At 62.1% G+C, this 18993-nt stretch carries 20 protein-coding genes; 11 read left to right on the top strand and 9 right to left on the bottom strand.

Features of this window, described 5'->3' with window-relative positions; genetic code table 11:
* Positions 1–273 precede the first annotated feature (273 nt).
* Positions 274–675: a GFA family protein gene (locus tag QRN46_RS02635; RefSeq protein WP_011331758.1), complete on the top strand. Its 402-nt coding sequence runs from the start codon at positions 274–276 to the stop codon at positions 673–675.
* On the opposite strand, the gene QRN46_RS02640 is transcribed toward QRN46_RS02635, so the two are convergent.
* Positions 676–1002, bottom strand: a complete 327-nt coding sequence (locus tag QRN46_RS02640; RefSeq protein ID WP_011331757.1) for a DOPA 4,5-dioxygenase family protein — start codon at positions 1000–1002, stop codon at positions 676–678.
* An 84-nt stretch (positions 1003–1086) separates the two neighbouring features.
* On the opposite strand from QRN46_RS02640, the gene QRN46_RS02645 reads away from it, so the two are divergent.
* A complete protein-coding gene (locus QRN46_RS02645) occupies positions 1087–1746 on the top strand; it encodes an NAD(P)-dependent oxidoreductase (protein WP_011331756.1) in 660 nt (219 codons plus the stop codon).
* A 4-nt stretch (positions 1747–1750) separates the two neighbouring features.
* On the opposite strand, the gene QRN46_RS02650 is transcribed toward QRN46_RS02645, so the two are convergent.
* The gene (locus QRN46_RS02650) at positions 1751–2701 is read right to left on the bottom strand and encodes a choline sulfate utilization transcriptional regulator (RefSeq protein WP_282475202.1); all 951 of its coding nucleotides are present in this window, start codon (positions 2699–2701) and stop codon (positions 1751–1753) included.
* A 114-nt stretch (positions 2702–2815) separates the two neighbouring features.
* Here QRN46_RS02650 and betC point away from each other — a divergent pair, with 114 nt between their 5' ends.
* From betC to QRN46_RS02665, 3 genes are all read left to right on the top strand, one after another.
* Positions 2816–4330, top strand: a complete 1515-nt coding sequence (gene betC / locus QRN46_RS02655) for a choline-sulfatase (protein ID WP_285354247.1) — start codon at positions 2816–2818, stop codon at positions 4328–4330.
* 16 nt (positions 4331–4346) lie between these two features.
* On the top strand, positions 4347–5264 hold the full coding sequence (gene choX / locus QRN46_RS02660) for a choline ABC transporter substrate-binding protein (protein WP_011331753.1): 918 nt from the start codon (positions 4347–4349) through the stop codon (positions 5262–5264).
* 102 nt (positions 5265–5366) lie between these two features.
* The gene (locus tag QRN46_RS02665) at positions 5367–6935 is read left to right on the top strand and encodes a SulP family inorganic anion transporter (protein WP_201819657.1); all 1569 of its coding nucleotides are present in this window, start codon (positions 5367–5369) and stop codon (positions 6933–6935) included.
* Positions 6936–6941: 6 nt separating this feature from the next.
* On the opposite strand, the gene aroE is transcribed toward QRN46_RS02665, so the two are convergent.
* Both aroE and hemF read right to left on the bottom strand, forming a co-directional pair.
* Positions 6942–7763 carry a shikimate dehydrogenase gene (aroE, locus tag QRN46_RS02670; RefSeq protein WP_201819659.1) on the bottom strand — a complete coding sequence of 274 codons (822 nt, stop codon included), beginning with the start codon at positions 7761–7763 and terminating at the stop codon, positions 6942–6944.
* A 9-nt stretch (positions 7764–7772) separates the two neighbouring features.
* Positions 7773–8687 carry an oxygen-dependent coproporphyrinogen oxidase gene (gene hemF / locus QRN46_RS02675; protein ID WP_011331750.1) on the bottom strand — a complete coding sequence of 305 codons (915 nt, stop codon included), beginning with the start codon at positions 8685–8687 and terminating at the stop codon, positions 7773–7775.
* 147 nt (positions 8688–8834) lie between these two features.
* On the opposite strand from hemF, the gene QRN46_RS02680 reads away from it, so the two are divergent.
* A complete protein-coding gene (locus tag QRN46_RS02680; RefSeq protein ID WP_011331749.1) occupies positions 8835–9812 on the top strand; it encodes an NADPH:quinone reductase in 978 nt (325 codons plus the stop codon).
* Positions 9813–9853: 41 nt separating this feature from the next.
* Here QRN46_RS02680 and tsaC read toward each other — a convergent pair whose 3' ends face one another.
* From tsaC to QRN46_RS02695, 3 genes are all read right to left on the bottom strand, one after another.
* On the bottom strand, positions 9854–10411 hold the full coding sequence (tsaC, locus tag QRN46_RS02685) for an L-threonylcarbamoyladenylate synthase type 1 TsaC (protein WP_011331748.1): 558 nt from the start codon (positions 10409–10411) through the stop codon (positions 9854–9856).
* Positions 10412–10465: 54 nt separating this feature from the next.
* Positions 10466–11566 carry a DNA-processing protein DprA gene (dprA, locus tag QRN46_RS02690; RefSeq protein WP_201819662.1) on the bottom strand — a complete coding sequence of 367 codons (1101 nt, stop codon included), beginning with the start codon at positions 11564–11566 and terminating at the stop codon, positions 10466–10468.
* A gap of 79 nt (positions 11567–11645) precedes the next feature.
* Positions 11646–12671 carry a LysM peptidoglycan-binding domain-containing protein gene (locus QRN46_RS02695; RefSeq protein ID WP_201819666.1) on the bottom strand — a complete coding sequence of 342 codons (1026 nt, stop codon included), beginning with the start codon at positions 12669–12671 and terminating at the stop codon, positions 11646–11648.
* A 169-nt stretch (positions 12672–12840) separates the two neighbouring features.
* Between QRN46_RS02695 and def the strand changes: the two genes are divergently transcribed.
* From def to QRN46_RS02720, 5 genes are read left to right on the top strand one after another with little or no spacing between them, the layout of a single operon-like run.
* A complete protein-coding gene (gene def / locus QRN46_RS02700) occupies positions 12841–13347 on the top strand; it encodes a peptide deformylase (protein ID WP_007954104.1) in 507 nt (168 codons plus the stop codon).
* A 56-nt stretch (positions 13348–13403) separates the two neighbouring features.
* Positions 13404–14363: a methionyl-tRNA formyltransferase gene (gene fmt / locus QRN46_RS02705; protein WP_285354249.1), complete on the top strand. Its 960-nt coding sequence runs from the start codon at positions 13404–13406 to the stop codon at positions 14361–14363.
* Positions 14360–15670: a 16S rRNA (cytosine(967)-C(5))-methyltransferase RsmB gene (gene rsmB / locus QRN46_RS02710; protein WP_201819672.1), complete on the top strand. Its 1311-nt coding sequence runs from the start codon at positions 14360–14362 to the stop codon at positions 15668–15670. The genes fmt and rsmB overlap by 4 nt, the downstream gene beginning before the upstream one ends.
* A gap of 22 nt (positions 15671–15692) precedes the next feature.
* The gene (gene trkA, locus QRN46_RS02715; protein ID WP_085606334.1) at positions 15693–17069 is read left to right on the top strand and encodes a Trk system potassium transporter TrkA; all 1377 of its coding nucleotides are present in this window, start codon (positions 15693–15695) and stop codon (positions 17067–17069) included.
* A gap of 20 nt (positions 17070–17089) precedes the next feature.
* Positions 17090–17404: a tetratricopeptide repeat protein gene (locus QRN46_RS02720; RefSeq protein ID WP_011331742.1), complete on the top strand. Its 315-nt coding sequence runs from the start codon at positions 17090–17092 to the stop codon at positions 17402–17404.
* 51 nt (positions 17405–17455) lie between these two features.
* On the opposite strand, the gene QRN46_RS02725 is transcribed toward QRN46_RS02720, so the two are convergent.
* Together QRN46_RS02725 and tag are read right to left on the bottom strand one after the other, a co-directional pair.
* Positions 17456–18343 (bottom strand): lysophospholipid acyltransferase, encoded by an 888-nt coding sequence (locus tag QRN46_RS02725; RefSeq protein ID WP_085748012.1) that lies wholly within the window; start codon positions 18341–18343, stop codon positions 17456–17458.
* Between the two features lie 40 nt (positions 18344–18383).
* Positions 18384–18941, bottom strand: a complete 558-nt coding sequence (tag, locus tag QRN46_RS02730) for a DNA-3-methyladenine glycosylase I (protein WP_201819675.1) — start codon at positions 18939–18941, stop codon at positions 18384–18386.
* Between the last annotated feature and the right edge of the window lie 52 nt (positions 18942–18993).

An 18993-nucleotide genomic window follows, 5' to 3' on the forward strand; every position in this document is an offset into this window, starting at 1 on the left:
TCAGCGCAGAACGGGAAGCACGAGGCGTACGGGCGGAGTTGCAGCGAAGAGGCGGGTTGCAGAGGACATCAGAATCACCATTGTTGTTGTTAATTGGGCCTGTCGTGCGAGCAATCACACGCGTTGGCCAACCGGTCTGTTGCCGGCAGTGGGGGCGATCCTAATCGGGGAACCTTTCAGCTACCTTTCGCGCAAGAAAGCTTTGGGCGAACGGCCAACCGGCCGTCGGATGCGGGCTAGAGTCAATGAACACGGGAAGCGGAGGGCAGGGCGATGACTGAGTTGCACGGCGGTGGCTGTCACTGCGGACATATCCGCTATCAGTTCAGCGGACCGTTGCACGACATCGCCCACTGTCATTGTTCGATCTGTCGAAAGGTCAGCGGCGGCATCGTCACCACCTGGATCACGCTGCCGGCGGCGAACTTCCAGTGGCTGACAGGGAAACCTTCGCGCTATGACTCGTCGACCAGTTGCGCACGGTTTTTCTGTCCGAACTGCGGCGCACACCTTGCGCTGGTGACGCTGCTCAGCCCCGAGAGCATCGATCTGACGATTGCCACACTGGATCATCCAGAGCAGGCCGCCGCCGAGCGGCATATCTGGACCGACAGCCAGTTACCGTGGCTGCATCTGGACGAGCATTTGCCGGGCGAACCCGAAGAAACCATCTGATTAAAAAACAGACAGATCCAGCGGCCGCATCGCGCCCATCCAGATCGCGTGTTCGGTGTGATCGAGCAAGTCATCGCCGGTGTCCGGGTGCAGGAACACCACCAACCCTTTGCGATTGAGCGCCAGCCACGGCAGCACGTCGCCGATCAGCTCCGGGCCGAAGGCCAGCTGGCAGCTCCAGTCCGGGTGCGGGCCCACCGGGCGTTCGTGCACGCGGCCCATCTTCAATGGAAACAGCGCTGCTGCCTGCTCACAAAGTGCCCGCGCCTGTTTGATCGTGCTGGCGTCGTAATAAACGTGGGCGTGATAACCCTTGATCGTCTGCATCGCAAACCCTCTGAATCGGTTCGAACCCTCGCCGTTGACCGTATGTCACACGCCATACAAGGGAAAACAAAAGGGAACTCAGCCATGAAAAATGCCGAAACCCCGGCGGTGAAAGTGGTGCTCTATGGTGCCATGAGTAGCCTGGGCAGTGCGTTGATGGCTGAACTGCTGCGTCGCCAGCACGAAGTCATTGCCATCCTCGACGATCTGACGGCGCTCGCCCCACGGCCGGGGCTGCGCACCAAAAGCGGCGATCTGCTCGATGCCGAGCGGGTCAACCAGAGTGTCGCCGGCAGCTCGGCAGTGATCTGCCTGCTCAATGCGCCGGGCTTGCCGCTGAGCAGCGATCATGTCGAGAAATCCGTGGTGTTGGGGCCTGTGGAACAGGTGCTGGCGGTGGATGCGCTGATCGACGGACTGCAGGCGGCGAACGTCTCGCGGCTGTTTGTCATCGGCGAATTCGAAGCCCTGGACGATCCGGAAAACGCCGACCCGTTGCAACGCCACGCCGCTCAAGAGGTTCGCGAAGCCCTGCAAAGCAGCCCGCTGCACTGGACGCTGGTGAATGCACCGCGCAGCGTGGCCGGGCTGACGATCGAGCATTTCAGTCAGGTCGGCCGCACGCTTGAACCGGGTCTGGCCGAACCGCTGGAGCGCCTGAACCGGGTGGCGGTGGGCATTGCCGATGAGCTGCGGCTGAATTTGCATCTGCGCCAGCACGTGGATTTTGTCGCCGCTTCTTGATCCGTTACACAGCAATCGACGGCAACGGTAGCCCGGCCAGGGATTCGGCGCTGCTCGCCTGTTCGGCCATCAGCCAATCCACGAAGGTCTGGATCAACGCGCCCCGGCGTTTGCGCTGCGGCAGCACCACGTAATAACCGAGACGCGACAGGGTGGTCTCGGCGATCGGTCGGCACAGCAGACCCTGGGTGAGCAAGTTATCCACAAGGTGCCGCCAGCCGATGGCCACGCCCTGACCGCCAATCGCCGCTTGAATCAACAAAGTGTAATTGTCGAAGCGCAACTGGCCCGGGGCCGGCGGCGTACTGATGTTCAGCGCGCGGAACAGACCGCTCCAGTCGAACCAGTTGCTGCTGTTTTCCCCGCGCAGGTGCAGCAGCGGAAACTCCATCAATGCCTGGGCCGGCAAGGGCAGGGAGCGATCCTTGAGCAATTGCGGACTGCACACCGGAAACACTTCTTCGCTGAACAACCAGTGACTTTCACCCTGCTTGAAGCGACCGTCGCCGAACAGCACGGCAACGTCGATATCCGGACGCAGCATGTTGTGATTGCGCTCGCTGGTGACCAGGCTCACGTCCACCTGTGGATAAGCTTCATGGAAGCGGTGCAGGCGCGGCATCAGCCAATACGCGGCGAAGGCGAAATCGGTGGCGACCTGCAGTACTTCATGTTGCTGCTGCGTGCTGATCGCGCTCAATCCTGCGTCGATATTCTGCAAACCGAGGGTAACCTGCTCGAACAGGATCGAGCCGACCTCGGTCAGTTCGATGCCCCGGTAGATGCGGTCGAACAGCCGCGTGCCGAGTTGTTCTTCAAGCCGCTTGATCTGCTGGCTGATGGCCGGTTGGGTCGTGCCGAGCTCCACCGCCGCAGCGGTAAAACTGCGATGACGGGCCGCCGCCTCGAAGGCGCGCAGCAGGTCCAGCGACAAATCACCGAGGGCGTCATACATAAGCTGTGCTTATCCTAGTCATTGTCCGGCGCGGGCTTTACCGGATATCGCGGGGAATCCATGCTCGATCGCAGCAATGTCGCATAAATATTCACTATGGAATGCCGCGATCACATGAAGCGCAAGAACATTCTTTTCATCATGGCCGATCAAATGGCCGCGCCAACGTTGCCGTTCTACGGCCCGTCGCCGATCAAACTGCCGAATCTCAGCCGCCTCGCCGAACAAGGCGTGGTGTTCGATGCCGCGTACTGCAACAGCCCGCTGTGCGCACCGTCGCGTTTTACCTTGGTCAGCGGGCAATTGCCGAGCAAGATCGGTGCCTACGACAACGCCGCCGATTTCCCCGCCGACATTCCCACCTACGCCCATTACCTGCGCCGCCTCGGTTACCGCACCGCGCTCTCCGGCAAGATGCACTTCTGCGGCCCCGATCAACTGCACGGTTACGAAGAGCGCCTGACCAGTGATATCTACCCGGCCGACTACGGCTGGGCGGTGAACTGGGACGAACCCGACGTGCGGCCGAGCTGGTATCACAACATGTCTTCGGTGTTGCAGGCCGGGCCGTGCGTGCGCACCAACCAACTCGACTTCGATGAAGAGGTGGTGTTCAAGGCTCAGCAATATCTGTTTGACCATATTCGCGAGGACGGCGACCAGCCGTTCTGCCTGACCGTGTCGATGACTCACCCGCACGATCCGTACACGATTCCCAAGGCATTCTGGGATTTGTACGACGATGCGGATATACCGCTTCCAACGACGCCGGATCAGCATTCACTCGATCCGCATTCCCAGCGTTTGCTCAAGGTCTACGACCTGTGGGACAAGCCGCTGCCTGTGGATAAGATTCGCGACGCGCGCCGTGCCTACTTCGGTGCTTGCAGTTATATCGACGCCAACGTCGGCAAACTTCTGCAAACCCTCGAAGATTGTGGGCTGATGAATGACACCGTCATCGTGTTTTCCGGTGACCATGGCGACATGCTCGGCGAGAAGGGCCTCTGGTACAAAATGCACTGGTTCGAAATGGCCGCGCGGGTTCCCCTGTTGATAAGTGCACCCGGTCAGTTCAAATCGGGCCGTGTCAGCGCTGCCGTCTCCACCGCCGACCTGTTGCCGACCTTCGTCGAGCTGGCGGGCGGCAGCCTGGAACCGAATCTGCCGCTGGACGGCCGCTCGCTGGTTCCGCACCTGAACGGGCAGGGCGGTCACGACGAAGTGTTCGGCGAATACATGGCCGAAGGCACCGTCAGCCCGCTGATGATGATCCGCCGTGGCGCCTTCAAATTTATCTACAGCGAAACCGACCCTTGCCTACTCTTCGATGTGGATAACGATCCACGCGAGCAGGAAGAACTCAGCCAATCGCCACAACATCGCCAACTGTTCGACGATTTTCTCGCCGAAGCGCGGGCCAAGTGGGACATCCCGGCCATCCACCGCAAAGTCCTAGAAAGCCAGCGCCGTCGGCGTTTCGTCGCCGAGGCGCTGACGATCGGCAAACTGAAGAGCTGGGATCACCAGCCGCTGGTGGACGCCAGTCAGCAATACATGCGCAACCACATCGACCTCGATGACCTGGAGCGCAAGGCCCGTTATCCACAACCCTGCCAAAACCAATAACGTTAAGGGGAAGTCCATGGTCAAGTTATCCACAGTCGTGACGGTCAGTCTGCTGGCACTGGGCAGCGCATCCGCGTTCGCCGAGAGCTGCGACACGGTGAAAATGGCCGATCCCGGCTGGAGCGACATTGCCGCGACCAACGCCATCACCGGGTTTCTGCTCGATGGCATGGGCTACAAGGCCAAGGTCGACACCCTCGCGGTGCCGATCACCTTCGGCGGCTTGAAGGATGGACAGGTCGACGTGTTCCTCGGCAACTGGATGCCGGCGCAGCAGGGCTTCTACGACAAGTTCGTCGCCACCGGTGACGTCACGCAACTGGCGAAGAACCTCGACGGCACCGAATTCACCCTGGCCGTGCCGGATTACGTGTGGGACGCGGGTGTGCATAACTTTGCCGACCTGAACAAGTACGCCGATAAATTCGAGAAGAAGATCTACGGCATCGGCTCCGGCGCGCCGGCGAACATCTCGCTGCAAGAGATCATCAAGAAGAACGACTTCGACCTGGGCCAGTGGAAGCTGATCGAGTCCAGCGAACAGGCGATGCTCGCCGAAGTGTCGCGGGCAGTGAAGAAACAGAAATTCGTCACCTTCCTCGGCTGGACCCCGCACCCGATGAACGTGCAGCTGAAAATGCATTACCTCAAGGGCGGCGAGAAGTACTTTGGCGACACCGGCAGCGTCTACACCCTGACCCGCAAGGGTTACGCCGAAGCCTGTCCGAATGTGGGTAAATTGCTGACCAATCTTGCGTTCACTCAGGAGATGGAGAACAGCATCATGGCCGAGGTGGTGAACAAGAAGGTCAGCAATGCGGAGGCGGTGAAGGCGTGGATCAAGGCGAATCCGGGGGTGTTGGATAAGTGGCTTGACGGAGTGAAGACTGTGGATGGCAAAGATGCGTTGCCGGCAGTTAAAGCCAAACTGTAACTGCGCGGGCCGATCGTTCCCACGCTCTGCGTGGGAATGCCGCAATGGACGCTCCGCGTCCCGGGCTGCGTACAATGCGCAAAATTTCACCCGCGAGGATCCATGGCCCTCCCCAGCCGTCGCTCACTTTTCCCCTTCCTGACCTGGCTGCCGCGGCAGACCCGCGCCAGCGTCGGGCGGGACCTGGTCGTCGGGCTCAGCGGGGCGATTCTCGCGTTGCCCCAGTCGATTGCCTACGCCCTGATCGCCGGTCTCCCACCGGAATACGGGCTCTACGCCGCCATCGTTCCGGTGTTGATCGCCTGCCTGTGGGGCTCGTCGTGGCATCTGATCTGCGGCCCGACAGCAGCGATCTCGATTGTGCTGTTCGCCAGTGTCAGTCCGCTGGCCGTGCCGGAATCACAGGACTACATCACCCTGATCCTGCTGCTGACCTTCCTTGCCGGGATTTTCCAGTGGCTGCTCGGCCTGTTGCGCTTCGGCGCGCTGGTGAATTTCGTCTCACATTCCGTAGTGCTGGGTTTCACCCTCGGCGCGGCGGTGGTGATTGCCATCGGTCAATTGCCGAACCTGCTGGGGCTGGAGCTGCCGGCCAAGGCCACGGCGCTGGACAGTCTGATGGATCTGCTGCGCCATCTCGGGGCGGTGGATAAACCGTCGCTGGTTCTTGGTGTGGCGACGGTGGTGGTCGGTGCGTTGCTCAAACAATGGCTGCCGCGCTGGCCGACGCTGTTGATGACCTTGGTCCTCGGCAGTCTGGTGGTGTGGCTGTGGCCGGCGATGTTCGGCCATGTTCAACTGGTCAGCGCGTTTTTCGGGCGCTTGCCGCCGTTCAGTGGATTGCCGCTGGATATGGACCTGGCCCTGCGCCTGCTGCCCAGCGCCGTGGCGGTGGGCATGCTCGGGCTGGTCACCAGCCTGTCGATTGCCCGTTCGATATCCGCACGTTCGCAACAGTTGCTCGACGCCAATCAGGAAGTCCGTGCGCAAGGTCTTTCGAACATTGTCGGGGCGTTCTTTTCGGGATCGCTGTCCGCCGGCTCGTTCACCCGTTCCGGGCTGAGTTATGAGGCCGGGGCCTGCTCGCCGCTGGCCGGGGTGTTCTCGGCGTTGTGGGTGGCGTTGTTTGCGATTTTCGGTGCCGGGCTGATCGCGCACATTCCTATTCCGGCCATGGCCGGCAGCATTCTGCTGATCGCCTGGGGACTGGTGGATCATCGCGGCATTCGCGCGTTGCTGCGGGTCAGCCGGGCGGAATTCGTGGTGATGAGCCTGACCTGCGTTGCCACGTTGCTGCTGGAGTTGCAGACGGCAATCTATGCCGGCGTGCTGGCCTCGCTGTTTTTCTACCTCAAGCGCACTTCACAGCCGAGGGTGCAGCACTGGCGCGATGGCGAAGACGATGTGCTGCGGGTCGGCGGGTCGATCTTTTTCGGCGCCAGCCACTATCTGCAAGTGCGCTTGCAACGGATGCAGGGCGCGCGGGTGGTGATCGAGGCGCAGCAGATCAACTTCATCGACTATTCAGGCGTGGAAATGCTTCATCAGGAGGCCCGGCGCCTGCTGCGTCAGGATCGCAGCCTGACCTTGCGTCAGGCGCGACCACAGGTAGTGGAGGAGTTGCGCAAACTCGAAGGGCCGGAGAAATGCCCGATCCGCTTCGAAGACTAAAGCGCCTTACAGCGTCAGTTGTCGACGCAACTCCGCCAGAACCGGCGCAGTGTCGGGACGCACACCGCGCCACAGGAAGAAGGCTTCCGCCGCCTGTTCCGCCAGCATGCCCAAGCCATCCATCACCACGCCCGCGCCATGCTCGCTGGCCCAGCGGCAGAACGCGGTCGGTTCCTTGCCGTACATCATGTCGTAGCACAGGGTCTTGCCGGGTTCGATCAGGCTTTCTGCAATCGGCGGCACATCGCCGGTGAGGCTGGCGGAGGTGGCGTTGATGATCACGTCCACCGGTTCACGCAACCAGTCGTAACCACTGGCCGACACCGGCCCCAGATCACAAAACAGTTCAGCCAGCAGCTCGGCCTTGTCCACTGTGCGGTTGGCGATGATCACCGAGGCCGGTTTCTCCGCCAGCAACGGCTCCAGTGCACCGCGCACCGCGCCACCGGCGCCGAGCAGCAGAATGCGTTTGCCGGTGAGGCTGAACCCGGCATTGACCGTCAGGTCCCGCACCAGCCCGGCGCCGTCGGTGTTATCGCCGAGCAGGCTGCCGTCAGCCAGTTTGCTCAGCGTGTTCACCGCACCCGCGCGTTCGGCGCGGGCGGTCAGGCTGTTGGCCAGGCGATAAGCATCTTCCTTGAACGGCACGGTCACGTTGGCGCCGCGACCTTCCTGGAAAAACGCCGTGGCGCAGCCGGAAAAATCGTCGAGCGGCGCCAGCAGGGTGCTGTAGTCGAGGCTCTGCCCGGTCTGTTCGGCGAACAGTTTGTGAATCATCGGCGACTTGCTGTGGCCGATCGGGTTACCGAAAACGACGTAACGATCCATGAGAAGTCCTCAGGCCTGGGCCAGCCAGTCGCGATCTTGCAGGAAGTACTCGGTCAGGCGCGCTTCTTCGCTGCCCGGTTCGGCTTTCCAGTCGTAGGCCCAGCGCACTTGCGGTGGCAGCGACATCAGGATCGACTCGGTGCGCCCGCCCGATTGCAGGCCGAACAGGGTGCCACGGTCGTAAACCAGGTTGAACTCGACGTAGCGGCCGCGGCGGAATTCCTGGAACTCACGCTGCCTGGCGGTGAAGGCGTCGTTCTTGCGGCGCTGCACGATCGGCAGGTAAGCGTCGATGTACGCATCGCCGATGGCGCGCATGAAGGCGAAACTGGTGTCGAAATCCCACTCGTTCAGGTCATCGAAGAACAGGCCGCCGATGCCGCGCGGCTCGTGGCGATGCTTGATGTGGAAATAGGTGTCGCACCAGGCCTTGTAGCGCGGGTAGACGTCCGGACCGAACGGCGCACAGGCCTTTTCGGCGACGCGGTGCCAGTGGATGCAGTCTTCTTCGTTGCCGTAGTACGGGGTCAGGTCGAAACCACCGCCGAACCACCAGACCGGTTCTTCACCTTCCTTCTCGGCGATGAAAAAGCGCACGTTGGCGTGGGACGTCGGCACATGCGGGTTGTGCGGGTGGATCACCAGCGACACGCCGAGGGCTTCGAAACCACGCCCGGCCAGCTCCGGCCGATGGGCGCTGGCAGACGGTGGCAAACCGCTACCGAAGACGTGGGAAAAGTTGACGCCGCCCTTTTCGATCACCGTGCCGTTCTCGATCACCCGGGTCCGACCGCCACCGCCGGCCGGACGGGTCCAGGCGTCTTCGACGAAGCGCGTGCCGCCGTCTTCAGTTTCCAGCGCGGCGCAGATGCGGTCTTGCAGGTCGAGCAGATAGGCCTTTACGGCGTCGGTGCGGGTCGTCATGGCTTCACCTTGGATCGGGCGGAACTGCGCGGCGCCCCGCGCAAATGGGCGCGTAGCATACCATCGCAAACCGGCACGCCGCAGTTGACGAAGATCAAGCATGAGCGTTCGATAGGGACCTTCCCAAATGACCCAAGGAGTAGGCAGATGGCCAAGCGAATCCAGTTCCGCGCCCACGGCGGCCCCGAAGTGCTCGAGTACGTTGACTATCAACCGGCCGAGCCCGGTCCGCAGCAGGTTCGCGTGAGCAACAAGGCCATCGGCCTGAACTTCATCGACACCTACTACCGCAGCGGTCTTTACGCGCCACCGGCCTTGCCGTCGGGCGTGGGTGCGGAAGGCGCCGGCATTGTCGAGGCGGTGGGCAGCGAAGTCACCCGGTTCAAGGTCGGCGACCGCGTGGCTTATGGCAGCGGCCCGCTGGGTGCATACAGCGACGTCCACGTCCTGCCGGAAGCGAATCTGGTGCACCTGCCGGACGCCATCAGCTTCGAAACCGCCGCCGGCGTGATGCTCAAGGGCCTGACCGTGCAGTACCTGCTGCGCCAGACCTACGAACTCAAGGGTGGCGAAACCATTCTGTTCCACGCAGCGGCCGGCGGCGTCGGCTTGCTTGCCTGCCAATGGGCCAAAGCCCTGGGCGTGAAGCTGATCGGCACCGTCAGCTCGAAAGCCAAAGCCGATCTCGCCAAGGCCCACGGCGCCTGGGAAACCATCGACTACAGCCACGAAAACGTCGCCCAACGGGTACTGGAGTTGACCGACGGAAAAAAAGTCCCGGTGGTCTACGACGGCGTCGGCAAGGACACCTGGCCAGCGTCGCTGGACAGCGTGGCGCCCCGTGGCCTGTTGGTGAGCTTCGGCAACGCCTCGGGTGCGGTGGACGGGGTGAACCTCGGTATTCTCGCGGCAAAAGGTTCGCTGTACGTCACCCGGCCGACCCTGGCGACCTACGCCAATAACGCTGAAAACCTTCAGCGCATGGCGGATGAGCTGTTCGGGATGATCACCAGCGGCAAGCTGAAAGTGGATATCAGCCAGCGTTATCCACTGGCTGATGCGGCGAAAGCGCAGACCGAGCTGTCGGCGCGGCGCACGACAGGTTCGACTGTTTTACTGCCTTAAGGCGTCATCGCCGGCAAGCCGGCGATTGAAGGCACCCGGCCTCAGGCCGGGCGCACGATATTGCCGGTGGCCAGATCCCGAATCAGGCTCGGGTTCTTGCGACCGCCAAGCGCTCCGCCGAGCACCAGATCGACCTGACCACGGAAATACTGCTCGACCCGCAAGCGCGTTCGCGCCGCAGGCCGCCCTTGTGGGTTGGCCGACGTCGAAATCAACGGTCCCACCAGCGAGCACAGATCCCGCACCTGCGGATGATCGCTGACCCGCAGCGCCACGGTGTCATGCACCCCGGTCACCCATTCCGGCAGCAGGTTCTGGTGCGGCACCAGCCAGGTGTTCGGACCCGGCCACGTGCTGGCCATGCGGTCGATCCAGTCCTGGGGGAAATCCTCGAACAGAAAATCGAACTGACGAATGTTGTCGGCGACCAGGATCAAGCCCTTGTCCACCGAACGGTTCTTGATCGCCAACAGGCGATCCACCGCTTCTTCATTCCAAGGATCGCACCCCAGCCCCCAGACGGCTTCGGTTGGATAGGCAATCACCGCCCCGGCGCGAATCTCTCGTGCGGCTTGTTGCACACGCCAACTGTTGACCATGAAAAACTCTCCGCAAACAGGTTTCGCGCAGTTTACCGATCTTCAATGTAAAACCTAGCTCACGCGCGCAAACCAGCGGCCGTTTTCGCACACCGCGCGGCCATCCATCTCCAATTCGGTCAATGCCGCCAGGACTTTGGGTAACGCCCAGCCACTGCTGTCGGCCAGCCCTTCGCTGGTGTGCGGCGCGGCGTGCAATAGACGCAACAACGGGTTGTCCGGATTCGCTGCGGCTGTGGATACCGGCAGATGTTGCCAGCCGCGCAGGGCTTCGAGAATGTGCTCGATGGTTTCCACCAGCACGGCGCCGTCACGGATCAGTTGATGACAGCCCCGGGCGCCGGGGTGGTGGATCGAACCCGGAATGGCGTACACCTCGCGACCCTGTTCCGCCGCCAGCCGCGCGGTGATCAACGAACCGCTGGCCACGCTGGCCTCGACCACCAGCACGCCGAGGGACAAACCGCTGATGATCCGATTGCGTCTTGGGAAGTTGCTGGCCGTCGGCCCGGTGTCCAGAGGAAATTCCGAAACCACCGCACTGCCGGACGCAATCATCACGTCCGCCAACCGCCGATTGCGCTGTGGATAAAAGTTTTCCAGACCGGTACCGAGCACGCCGACCGTTTGCCCGCCGACGTCGACAGCAGCTTGATGCGCCGCCGCATCGATGCCCAGCGCCAGCCCACTGGTGATGACAAATCCGGCCCCGGCCAGACTGCGGGAAAACGCAGCGGCAGTGTCCATGCCCGGGCGGGAAGCGCGGCGACTGCCGATCACCGCCAGTTGCGGTTTTTCCAGAATCCGTGGGTCGCCAGCGACAAACAGCAGGGGCGGTGGATCGGGAATCTGCGCCAGCAAGGCCGGATAATCCGGGTGATCCCACATCAGCAAATGTTGATCCGGACGCTCTAGCCAGCGCAATGCATGGCTGGCGCCGTCCCGAACTTCAGGGCAGCGTCTGGCCTCGGCGCTGGTCGCCGGCAATCCTAACGAGCGCCAGGCGCTGGCCGGTGCGCTGATCGCCTTTGAGGCACAGCCGAAGGCTTCGAGCAGTTTGGTGAAACGCTTGGGACCGATTTCCGGCAAGCGGTGCAGGCGCAGGCGCGCTTCCAGTTCCGCCGGGGAAACCGACGCAGAGACAGGCATCATCATGGATCATCCTTGATCGTTATAAAGCCCGAACCTTTCGGAACAAGCTGTGGATAACTCTGTTGGTAACTTGTGAAGCCAGCTAAGGATTTCTCACTTTGTCCAGCACCGCCAGCGAGCGCGATGCGTTCAGCACGAGGCCGTAACTGAGTTTGTCGTAGGTGCGGAACACCATCAGCAGTCCAGCACGTTCATCCGGGATTTTCAGCGGCTGGCCGGTGATCCGGTCGCGCACGGTTTCCCCGGTTTTCATCACCACCAGCACGTTGCCCTCGGCCAGGCCGTCGCGTTTGCCCTTGTTCAGGGTCACCACGTCCATCGCGCCGATCTGTGTGACGCCGCGCGGCACATCGATGATCAGGCCGTTGATGTCGGTGGTGGGGGCGCTGGGCATGAAGTTCGAGTTGATCGAACGCTCTTCGCCGCTGAACAAGCGGTCGCCGAGACGCACTTCCTGGGTCGTGCGTTGCAGGGCGAGGGTGGCGACGTCTCCTTCAGTGGCGACGATTTCGCCGCCGCCGATGTCGTCGGCGTTGATCCCCAGAAACTCCTTGCTCTGCGGATCGGTGTAGACCTTACCCTGGCGGAAGATGCCGTAGACCGGCTGGTTCGGGTCGAAATGTCCACGGGCGAAGATCCGGTCGCCGGTGCCGCTGAGCACCCGTTCGGCATCGCCGGCGACGATGTACGGCGCCTTGTCGAAGTCCTCGACCTTGTCGACGATGCGGTTGCTCAGCAGAAAGCTGTTGATGGATTTGAGCGGAATGCTCGGAATCGCCTCGGCCACCGGGCTGGTACGGATGCGTGGCGACAACTTGATGGTGCCGCGCGACTCGCCGCGATTGACGGTCAGGCGCGGCTGACCGTTGACGTAACTGAGCGTCAGTGTGTCGCCGGGGTAGATCAGGTTGGGGTTTTCGATCTGCGGATTGGCTCGCCACAGCTGCGGCCACTGCCAGGGTTCGCGCAAATATTTACCGGAGATGTCCCAGAGTGTATCCCCCGAAACCACCGTGTATTGCTGTGGAAAACCTTCCTTGAGTTGCACTTGCCCGTGCGCGGCGCCGGCCGAGGCCAGAAACAGCAGGGCGAGTAGTGATTTCCTCATGCGGTGAATCCCTTTATTATGTGCGTTCGCGTGAAACGCCAGAGCCCCCGTGGCTCGCTCCCTGCTCTATGCTGAAAATCAAGGAGCTACGTTTCACAACGGTAGCCTGCATCTTCGGACCCGCCAGGCCATCGCCCGACTTTACCTCACACGTGCAGCAATCAAGCTTATGGCCATTTTGAACATCCTCGAATTTCCGGACCCGCGTCTGCGCACTATCGCCAAACCTGTGGCTGTAGTGGACGACGAAGTGCGTCAGCTGGTCGATGACATGTTTGAAACAATGTATGAAGCGCCGGGCATCGGCCTTGCCGCGACCCAGGTCAACGTGCACAAACGTATCGTCGTGATGGACCTTTCCGAAGACCGCACCGAACCGCGGGTGTTCATCAACCCCGAGTTCGAATCGCTGACCGACGAAATGGAGCAATACCAGGAAGGCTGCCTCTCGGTGCCGGGTTTCTACGAAAACGTCGACCGCCCGCAGAAGGTCAAGATCAAGGCTCTGGACCGCGACGGCAAGCCTTACGAACTGATCGCCGAAGGCTTGCTCGCCGTGTGCATCCAGCACGAATGCGACCACCTCAACGGCAAGTTGTTCGTCGATTACCTGTCCACGCTCAAACGCGACCGGATCAAGAAGAAACTGGAAAAGCAGCACCGCCAGAACGCTTGATGCCCCTCTCCAAAGGCTTGCTGCGGCAAGCCTTTTTCTTTTTATGAGACTCCCCCATGACTGAGCCACTGCGCATCGTTTTTGCCGGCACCCCGGAATTCGCCGCCGAACACCTCAAGGCCCTGCTGGACAGCGCTTACGAGATCGTTGCGGTCTACACCCAACCGGATCGTCCGGCCGGTCGTGGGCAAAAACTGATGCCGAGCCCGGTCAAACAGCTCGCCCTGGAAAACAATATCCAGGTGTTGCAGCCGCCGACCCTGCGCAATGCTGACGCTCAGGCCGAGCTCGCTGCGCTGAAACCGGATTTGATGGTGGTGGTGGCCTACGGCCTGATCCTGCCGCAAGCGGTGCTGGATATTCCGCGCCTGGGTTGCATCAACAGTCACGCCTCGCTGCTGCCGCGCTGGCGCGGTGCGGCGCCGATCCAGCGCGCCGTGGAAGCGGGCGACGCCGAGAGCGGCGTGACCGTGATGCGCATGGAAGCCGGCCTCGATACCGGGCCGATGCTGCTTAAAGTCGTGACCCCGATCAGCGCCGAAGACACCGGCGGCAGCCTCCACGATCGCTTGGCCGAAATGGGCCCGCCCGCCGTGGTTCAAGCGATTGCCGGTCTGGCCGCCGGCACCCTGGAAGGCGAAGTGCAGAACGACGAGCTCGCCACCTACGCGCACAAACTGAACAAGGACGAAGCACGCATCGACTGGAGCCGCCCAGCCATCGAGCTGGAACGTCTGGTCCGAGCTTTCAATCCATGGCCGATCACCCACAGCACGCTCAACGGCGAAGCGCTGAAAGTGCTGGCGGCGACACTGGCCGAAGGCAAAGGCGCACCGGGCACCATTCTCGACGCCAGCAAGGACGGTCTGCTCGTCGCCTGTGGCGAACAGGCGCTGTGTCTGACCCGCCTGCAATTGCCCGGCGGCAAGGCGCTGAACTTCAGCGATCTGTTCAACAGCCGTCGTGAGAAATTCGCCACCGGCACCGTGCTGGGTACAGCGGTGGGTGCGCAATGAACCCGCGTCTGGCCGCCGCCAAGGCACTCGCTGCTGTCCTCAGCGGCAAGGCTTCGCTCAACAGCTCCCTGCCGACGCAACTGGACAAGGTCGAGGACCGCGATCGCGGTTTCACCCAGGACCTGGCGTTCGGCACCGCCCGTTGGCAGCCACGTTTGTCGGCGCTGGCGGAAAAACTGCTGCAGAAACCGTTCAAGGCAGCGGACGCCGATGTCGAGGCTTTGTTGCTGGTTGGTCTCTATCAACTGCTCTACACCCGCGTCCCGCCGCACGCCGCGATCGGCGAAACTGTCGGTTGCGCCGACAAGCTGAAAAAGCCGTGGGCCAAAGGCTTGCTCAACGCCGTGCTGCGCAATGCCCAGCGCGAACATGAGGCGATCTTCGCCGAACTGGAGCGCGATCCGGTGGTGCGCACCGCCCACCCGCGCTGGCTACAAAAATCCCTGAAGGCCTTCTGGCCTGAGCAATGGGAAGCGATTTGCGAGGCCAACAACGCGCATCCGCCGATGATCCTGCGGGTCAACCGCCGTCATCACAGCCGTGACGCCTACCTGGGTCTGCTGACTGAAGCGGGTATCGCCGCGCAGCCGTGCACTTTCAGCCGCGACGGTATCGTGCTGGAGGCCGCCGCCGACGTGCGCAGCCTGCCGGGCTTCGCCGAAGGCTGGATCAGCGTGCAAGACGAAGCCGCACAACTGGCCGCCGACCTGCTCGACCTCGCACCGGGCCAACGGGTGCTGGACGCCTGCTGTGCACCGGGCGGCAAGACGTGCCACATCCTCGAAGCCGAACCGGCACTGGCCGGCGTGGTGGCGGTGGATCTGGAAGCCAAACGTCTGGTGCGAGTGAAGGAAAACCTTGAGCGTCTCGGCCTGAACGCCAAACTGATCGCCGCCGACGGTCGCGACACGGCAGCCTGGTGGGACGGCAAACCGTTCCAGCGCATCCTGCTCGACGCTCCATGCTCGGCAACCGGCGTGATCCGCCGCCATCCGGACATCAAGCTGACCCGCCAGGCCGACGACATCCCAGCCCTCGCGCAACTGCAAGGCGAGTTGCTCGACGCGATGTGGAAAACCCTCGAAGTGGGCGGCATCCTGCTCTACGCCACCTGCTCGGCCTTGCCGACCGAAAATACCGAAGTCATCGGCGCGTTTCTTGAGCGCACGCCGGGCGCCCGGGAGCTGGATCTGGCTACCACCGCCGGAATCAAACAGCCTCATGGTCGCCAATTGCTGGCCCAACAGGGCGGGCATGACGGGTTCTATTACGCCAAGCTGATCAAGATCGCTGCCGCGCGCGGCTAAACGGATTCAATGGAGTGACTGGATGAAAATCATCATCCTCGGTGCGGGACAGGTCGGCGGTTCGCTGGCTGAACATCTGGCCAGCGAGGCCAACGACATCACGGTGGTCGACACTGACGGCGACCGCCTGCGCGATCTTGGCGACCGCCTCGACATCCGTACCGTGCAGGGCCGTGGCTCGTTGCCGAACATTCTGCGTCAGGCCGGTGCCGACGACGCCGACATGCTGGTGGCGGTGACCAACAGCGACGAAACCAACATGGTCGCCTGCCAGGTTGCTCACACCCTGTTCCACACCCCGACCAAGATTGCCCGGGTGCGCGAAGCGTCGTACCTCACCCGCGAGGAGCAACTGTTCCAGAACGAGGCGATTCCGGTCGACGTGCTGATCAGTCCCGAGCAGGTGGTGACCAACTACATCAAGCGTCTGATCCAGCACCCCGGCGCCTTGCAGGTGATCGATTTCGCCGAAGGCCAGGCGCAACTGGTCGCGGTGCGCGCCTACTACGGCGGGCCGCTGGTCGGTCAGCAACTGCGCCAGTTGCGCGAACACATGCCGAATGTGGAAACCCGAGTGGCCGCGATTTTCCGCCGCGACCGACCGATTCTTCCCCAGGGCGACACGGTGATCGAGGCAGACGACGAAGTCTTCTTCATCGCCGCCCGTGCGAACATTCGCGCAGTGATGAGCGAAATGCGCCGTCTCGACGAAAGCTACAAACGCATCGTCATCGCCGGTGGCGGGCAGATCGGCGAACGGCTGGCCGAGGCCATCGAAAGCCGCTACCAGGTGAAGATCATCGAGATGAACCCGGCGCGCTGCCGCTACCTCTCCGACACCCTCGACAGCACCGTGGTGCTGCAGGGCAGCGCGTCGGATCGCGACTTGCTGCTGGAAGAGAACATCGCCGACGCAGACATCTTCCTTGCCCTGACCAACGATGACGAAGCCAACATCATGTCGTCGCTGCTGGCCAAGCGTCTGGGCGCGAAGAAGGTGATGACGATCATCAACAACCCGGCCTACGTCGACCTGATCCAGGGCGGTGACATCGACATCGCCATCAGCCCGCAACTGGCGACCATCGGCACCTTGCTGGCCCACGTGCGGCGTGGCGATATCGTCAGCGTGCACTCATTGCGTCGGGGCGCGGCGGAAGCCATCGAAGCGGTGGCTCATGGCGATTCGAAGTCGAGCAAGGTCATCGGCAAGGCCATCGAAAACATCGCGCTGCCACCGGGAACCACCATCGGCGCGATCATCCGCGATGAAGAAGTGATCATTGCCCACGACGACACGGTGATCGCCGCCGGCGACCACGTGATCCTGTTCCTTGTGGATAAAAAGCATATTCGCGATGTGGAGAAGCTGTTCCACGTGGGCTTGAGTTTCTTCTGATCGACCGAGAGGCGAAACCGATGATCGAATCCCTGGAAAAAATGCTCGCCAAGGGTGTGGATAACTCATTGCTGCGCTTCGGCCTGGGCAAGGGTTATCTGGATCTGGGAGAAAACGCGAAGGCGGCCGAGCATTTCCAGCGGTGTGTCGGCTTCGATCCGAAGTATTCGGCAGCGTGGAAACTTTTGGGCAAGGCGCAACTGGCGCTGGGTGACCTGACGGCTGCGCGGCAGGCGTGGGAGCAGGGTCTGGAAGCGGCCCGGGCCCATGGTGACAAGCAGGCCGAGAAGGAAATGACGGTGTTTCTGAAGAAGCTCGATCGGCAGAAACCGTGACGGCTGTGGATAACCCTTATCGTCGGATTATCCACAATTGCACATCGCCGATCAGTACCAGCGCGCCTCACCCGGCGGACGCTTCTTGAAGCGCTTCATGCTCCACATGTACTGGCTCGGGTAAGCCGCCACGTAACGCTCGACGACTTTACTCATCGCTGCGCAGGAGGTTTCGGTGTCGGTGCTGTACATCGCTTCCGGCGCCGCTTCCAGGATCACCTTGTAGCCGGAACCGTCCGGCAGACGCAGGGCATGCAGGAACACCCCGACGGCTTTGCCGCCGGCGAGCATGTTCGGCACGAACTTGCTGGTCAGGGCCTGGGTGGCGAAGAACGGCACGAAGATCCCGGCGGATTCGGCCGGCTCCGGGTCCGCGGGAATCCCCACCTGACCGCCCTTGCGCACTTCCTTGATGACACTGAGGATGCCTTCCTTGGTCGACGCGGCGACTTTGTTGCCCAGTTGCACCCGCTGCTTGCGCAGCAATTCATCCACAGCCTTGAGCTTCGGCGGCCGGTAGAAAATGATCGGTTTGCACTGACTGCAATAGAAGTGGTTGAGCACTTCCCAGTTGCCCAGGTGGCTGGTGATGCCGACCACGCCCTTGCCCGAGGCCAGCGCTTCTTTCAGCACCTCGAGGCCTTCGACTTCGCGCACCAGGTCAATGGAACGCTGGGCCGGCCAGATCCAGGCGCAGGCGCTTTCGGTCAGGGACTTGCCGATGTCTTTCAGGGTCTGGCCGACCAGACGCTCGCGTTCGGCCGGGTCCATCTGTGGAAAACATTTGGCGAGGTTGATCCGCACCACATCGCGGGAACGGTTGGGGGTTTTCCACATGATCCAGCCGATCGCCGAACCCACGGCCTGCACGGCCCGCCACGGAAGCAGGGCAAACAGCCGCAGAGCGCCAACCAGCATGGCGCCTTTAAACTTTTCCACAGGTCACTCCTGATCTTGTGCTGTGCGCGAGGCGGCCATTCTAACCGGCGTTGACCAGCTGCGCGTAGCGGTCGCAGTCCTGAGTGTGATCCATGACCATGCCCGAGGCCTGCATCAGCGCGTAGCAGATGGTCGGACCGACGAAGGTGAAACCGGCCTTTTTCAAGCCTTTGCTCATGGCCACGGCTTGCGGGGTGATGGCCGGGACTTCGCTGCGATCCTTGAAATGATTGATCACCGGGCGGTTATCCACAAACGACCAGAGAAACGCCACCGGATCCTCCAGCGCCAGCCACGACTGGGCATTACGCCGGGCGGCATTGAGCTTGAGGCGGTTGCGGATGATCCCCGGATCGAGCATCAATTCATCGATTTCCGCGTCGCTCATCTGCGCCACGCGCTGTACGTCGAAGCCGAACAACACCTCGCGATACCGCTCACGTTTACGCAGCACGGTGATCCACGACAGCCCGGCCTGGAACCCTTCGAGCAAAAGCAACTCGAACAAACCCTGCGCATCGCGTAGCGGCGTACCCCACTCCTGATCGTGGTAAGCCATGTACAGCGGATCTTCGTTGCACCAAAAGCAGCGTGGCATAAGGCTCCAGGGGGTGGAGGTGCGACTGAATCGGGTATACTCCCGCTCTTTA

The sequence above is a fragment of the Pseudomonas sp. lyk4-R2A-10 genome (assembly GCF_030209075.1).
Classification (GTDB): Bacteria; Pseudomonadota; Gammaproteobacteria; order Pseudomonadales; family Pseudomonadaceae; genus Aquipseudomonas; species Aquipseudomonas glycinae.

What these genes read in the sequence shown, in the direction of transcription:
- QRN46_RS02635 (WP_011331758.1), top strand. Translation starts at nt 274, where the DNA reads ATGACTGAGTTGCACGGCGGTGGCTGTCACTGCGGACATATCCGCTAT.
- QRN46_RS02640 (WP_011331757.1), bottom strand. Translation starts at nt 1,002, where the DNA reads ATGCAGACGATCAAGGGTTATCACGCCCACGTTTATTACGACGCCAGC.
- QRN46_RS02645 (WP_011331756.1), top strand. Translation starts at nt 1,087, where the DNA reads ATGAAAAATGCCGAAACCCCGGCGGTGAAAGTGGTGCTCTATGGTGCC.
- QRN46_RS02650 (WP_282475202.1), bottom strand. Translation starts at nt 2,701, where the DNA reads ATGTATGACGCCCTCGGTGATTTGTCGCTGGACCTGCTGCGCGCCTTC.
- betC (WP_285354247.1), top strand. Translation starts at nt 2,816, where the DNA reads ATGAAGCGCAAGAACATTCTTTTCATCATGGCCGATCAAATGGCCGCG.
- choX (WP_011331753.1), top strand. Translation starts at nt 4,347, where the DNA reads ATGGTCAAGTTATCCACAGTCGTGACGGTCAGTCTGCTGGCACTGGGC.
- QRN46_RS02665 (WP_201819657.1), top strand. Translation starts at nt 5,367, where the DNA reads ATGGCCCTCCCCAGCCGTCGCTCACTTTTCCCCTTCCTGACCTGGCTG.
- aroE (WP_201819659.1), bottom strand. Translation starts at nt 7,763, where the DNA reads ATGGATCGTTACGTCGTTTTCGGTAACCCGATCGGCCACAGCAAGTCG.
- hemF (WP_011331750.1), bottom strand. Translation starts at nt 8,687, where the DNA reads ATGACGACCCGCACCGACGCCGTAAAGGCCTATCTGCTCGACCTGCAA.
- QRN46_RS02680 (WP_011331749.1), top strand. Translation starts at nt 8,835, where the DNA reads ATGGCCAAGCGAATCCAGTTCCGCGCCCACGGCGGCCCCGAAGTGCTC.
- tsaC (WP_011331748.1), bottom strand. Translation starts at nt 10,411, where the DNA reads ATGGTCAACAGTTGGCGTGTGCAACAAGCCGCACGAGAGATTCGCGCC.
- dprA (WP_201819662.1), bottom strand. Translation starts at nt 11,566, where the DNA reads ATGATGATGCCTGTCTCTGCGTCGGTTTCCCCGGCGGAACTGGAAGCG.
- QRN46_RS02695 (WP_201819666.1), bottom strand. Translation starts at nt 12,671, where the DNA reads ATGAGGAAATCACTACTCGCCCTGCTGTTTCTGGCCTCGGCCGGCGCC.
- def (WP_007954104.1), top strand. Translation starts at nt 12,841, where the DNA reads ATGGCCATTTTGAACATCCTCGAATTTCCGGACCCGCGTCTGCGCACT.
- fmt (WP_285354249.1), top strand. Translation starts at nt 13,404, where the DNA reads ATGACTGAGCCACTGCGCATCGTTTTTGCCGGCACCCCGGAATTCGCC.
- rsmB (WP_201819672.1), top strand. Translation starts at nt 14,360, where the DNA reads ATGAACCCGCGTCTGGCCGCCGCCAAGGCACTCGCTGCTGTCCTCAGC.
- trkA (WP_085606334.1), top strand. Translation starts at nt 15,693, where the DNA reads ATGAAAATCATCATCCTCGGTGCGGGACAGGTCGGCGGTTCGCTGGCT.
- QRN46_RS02720 (WP_011331742.1), top strand. Translation starts at nt 17,090, where the DNA reads ATGATCGAATCCCTGGAAAAAATGCTCGCCAAGGGTGTGGATAACTCA.
- tag (WP_201819675.1), bottom strand. Translation starts at nt 18,941, where the DNA reads ATGCCACGCTGCTTTTGGTGCAACGAAGATCCGCTGTACATGGCTTAC.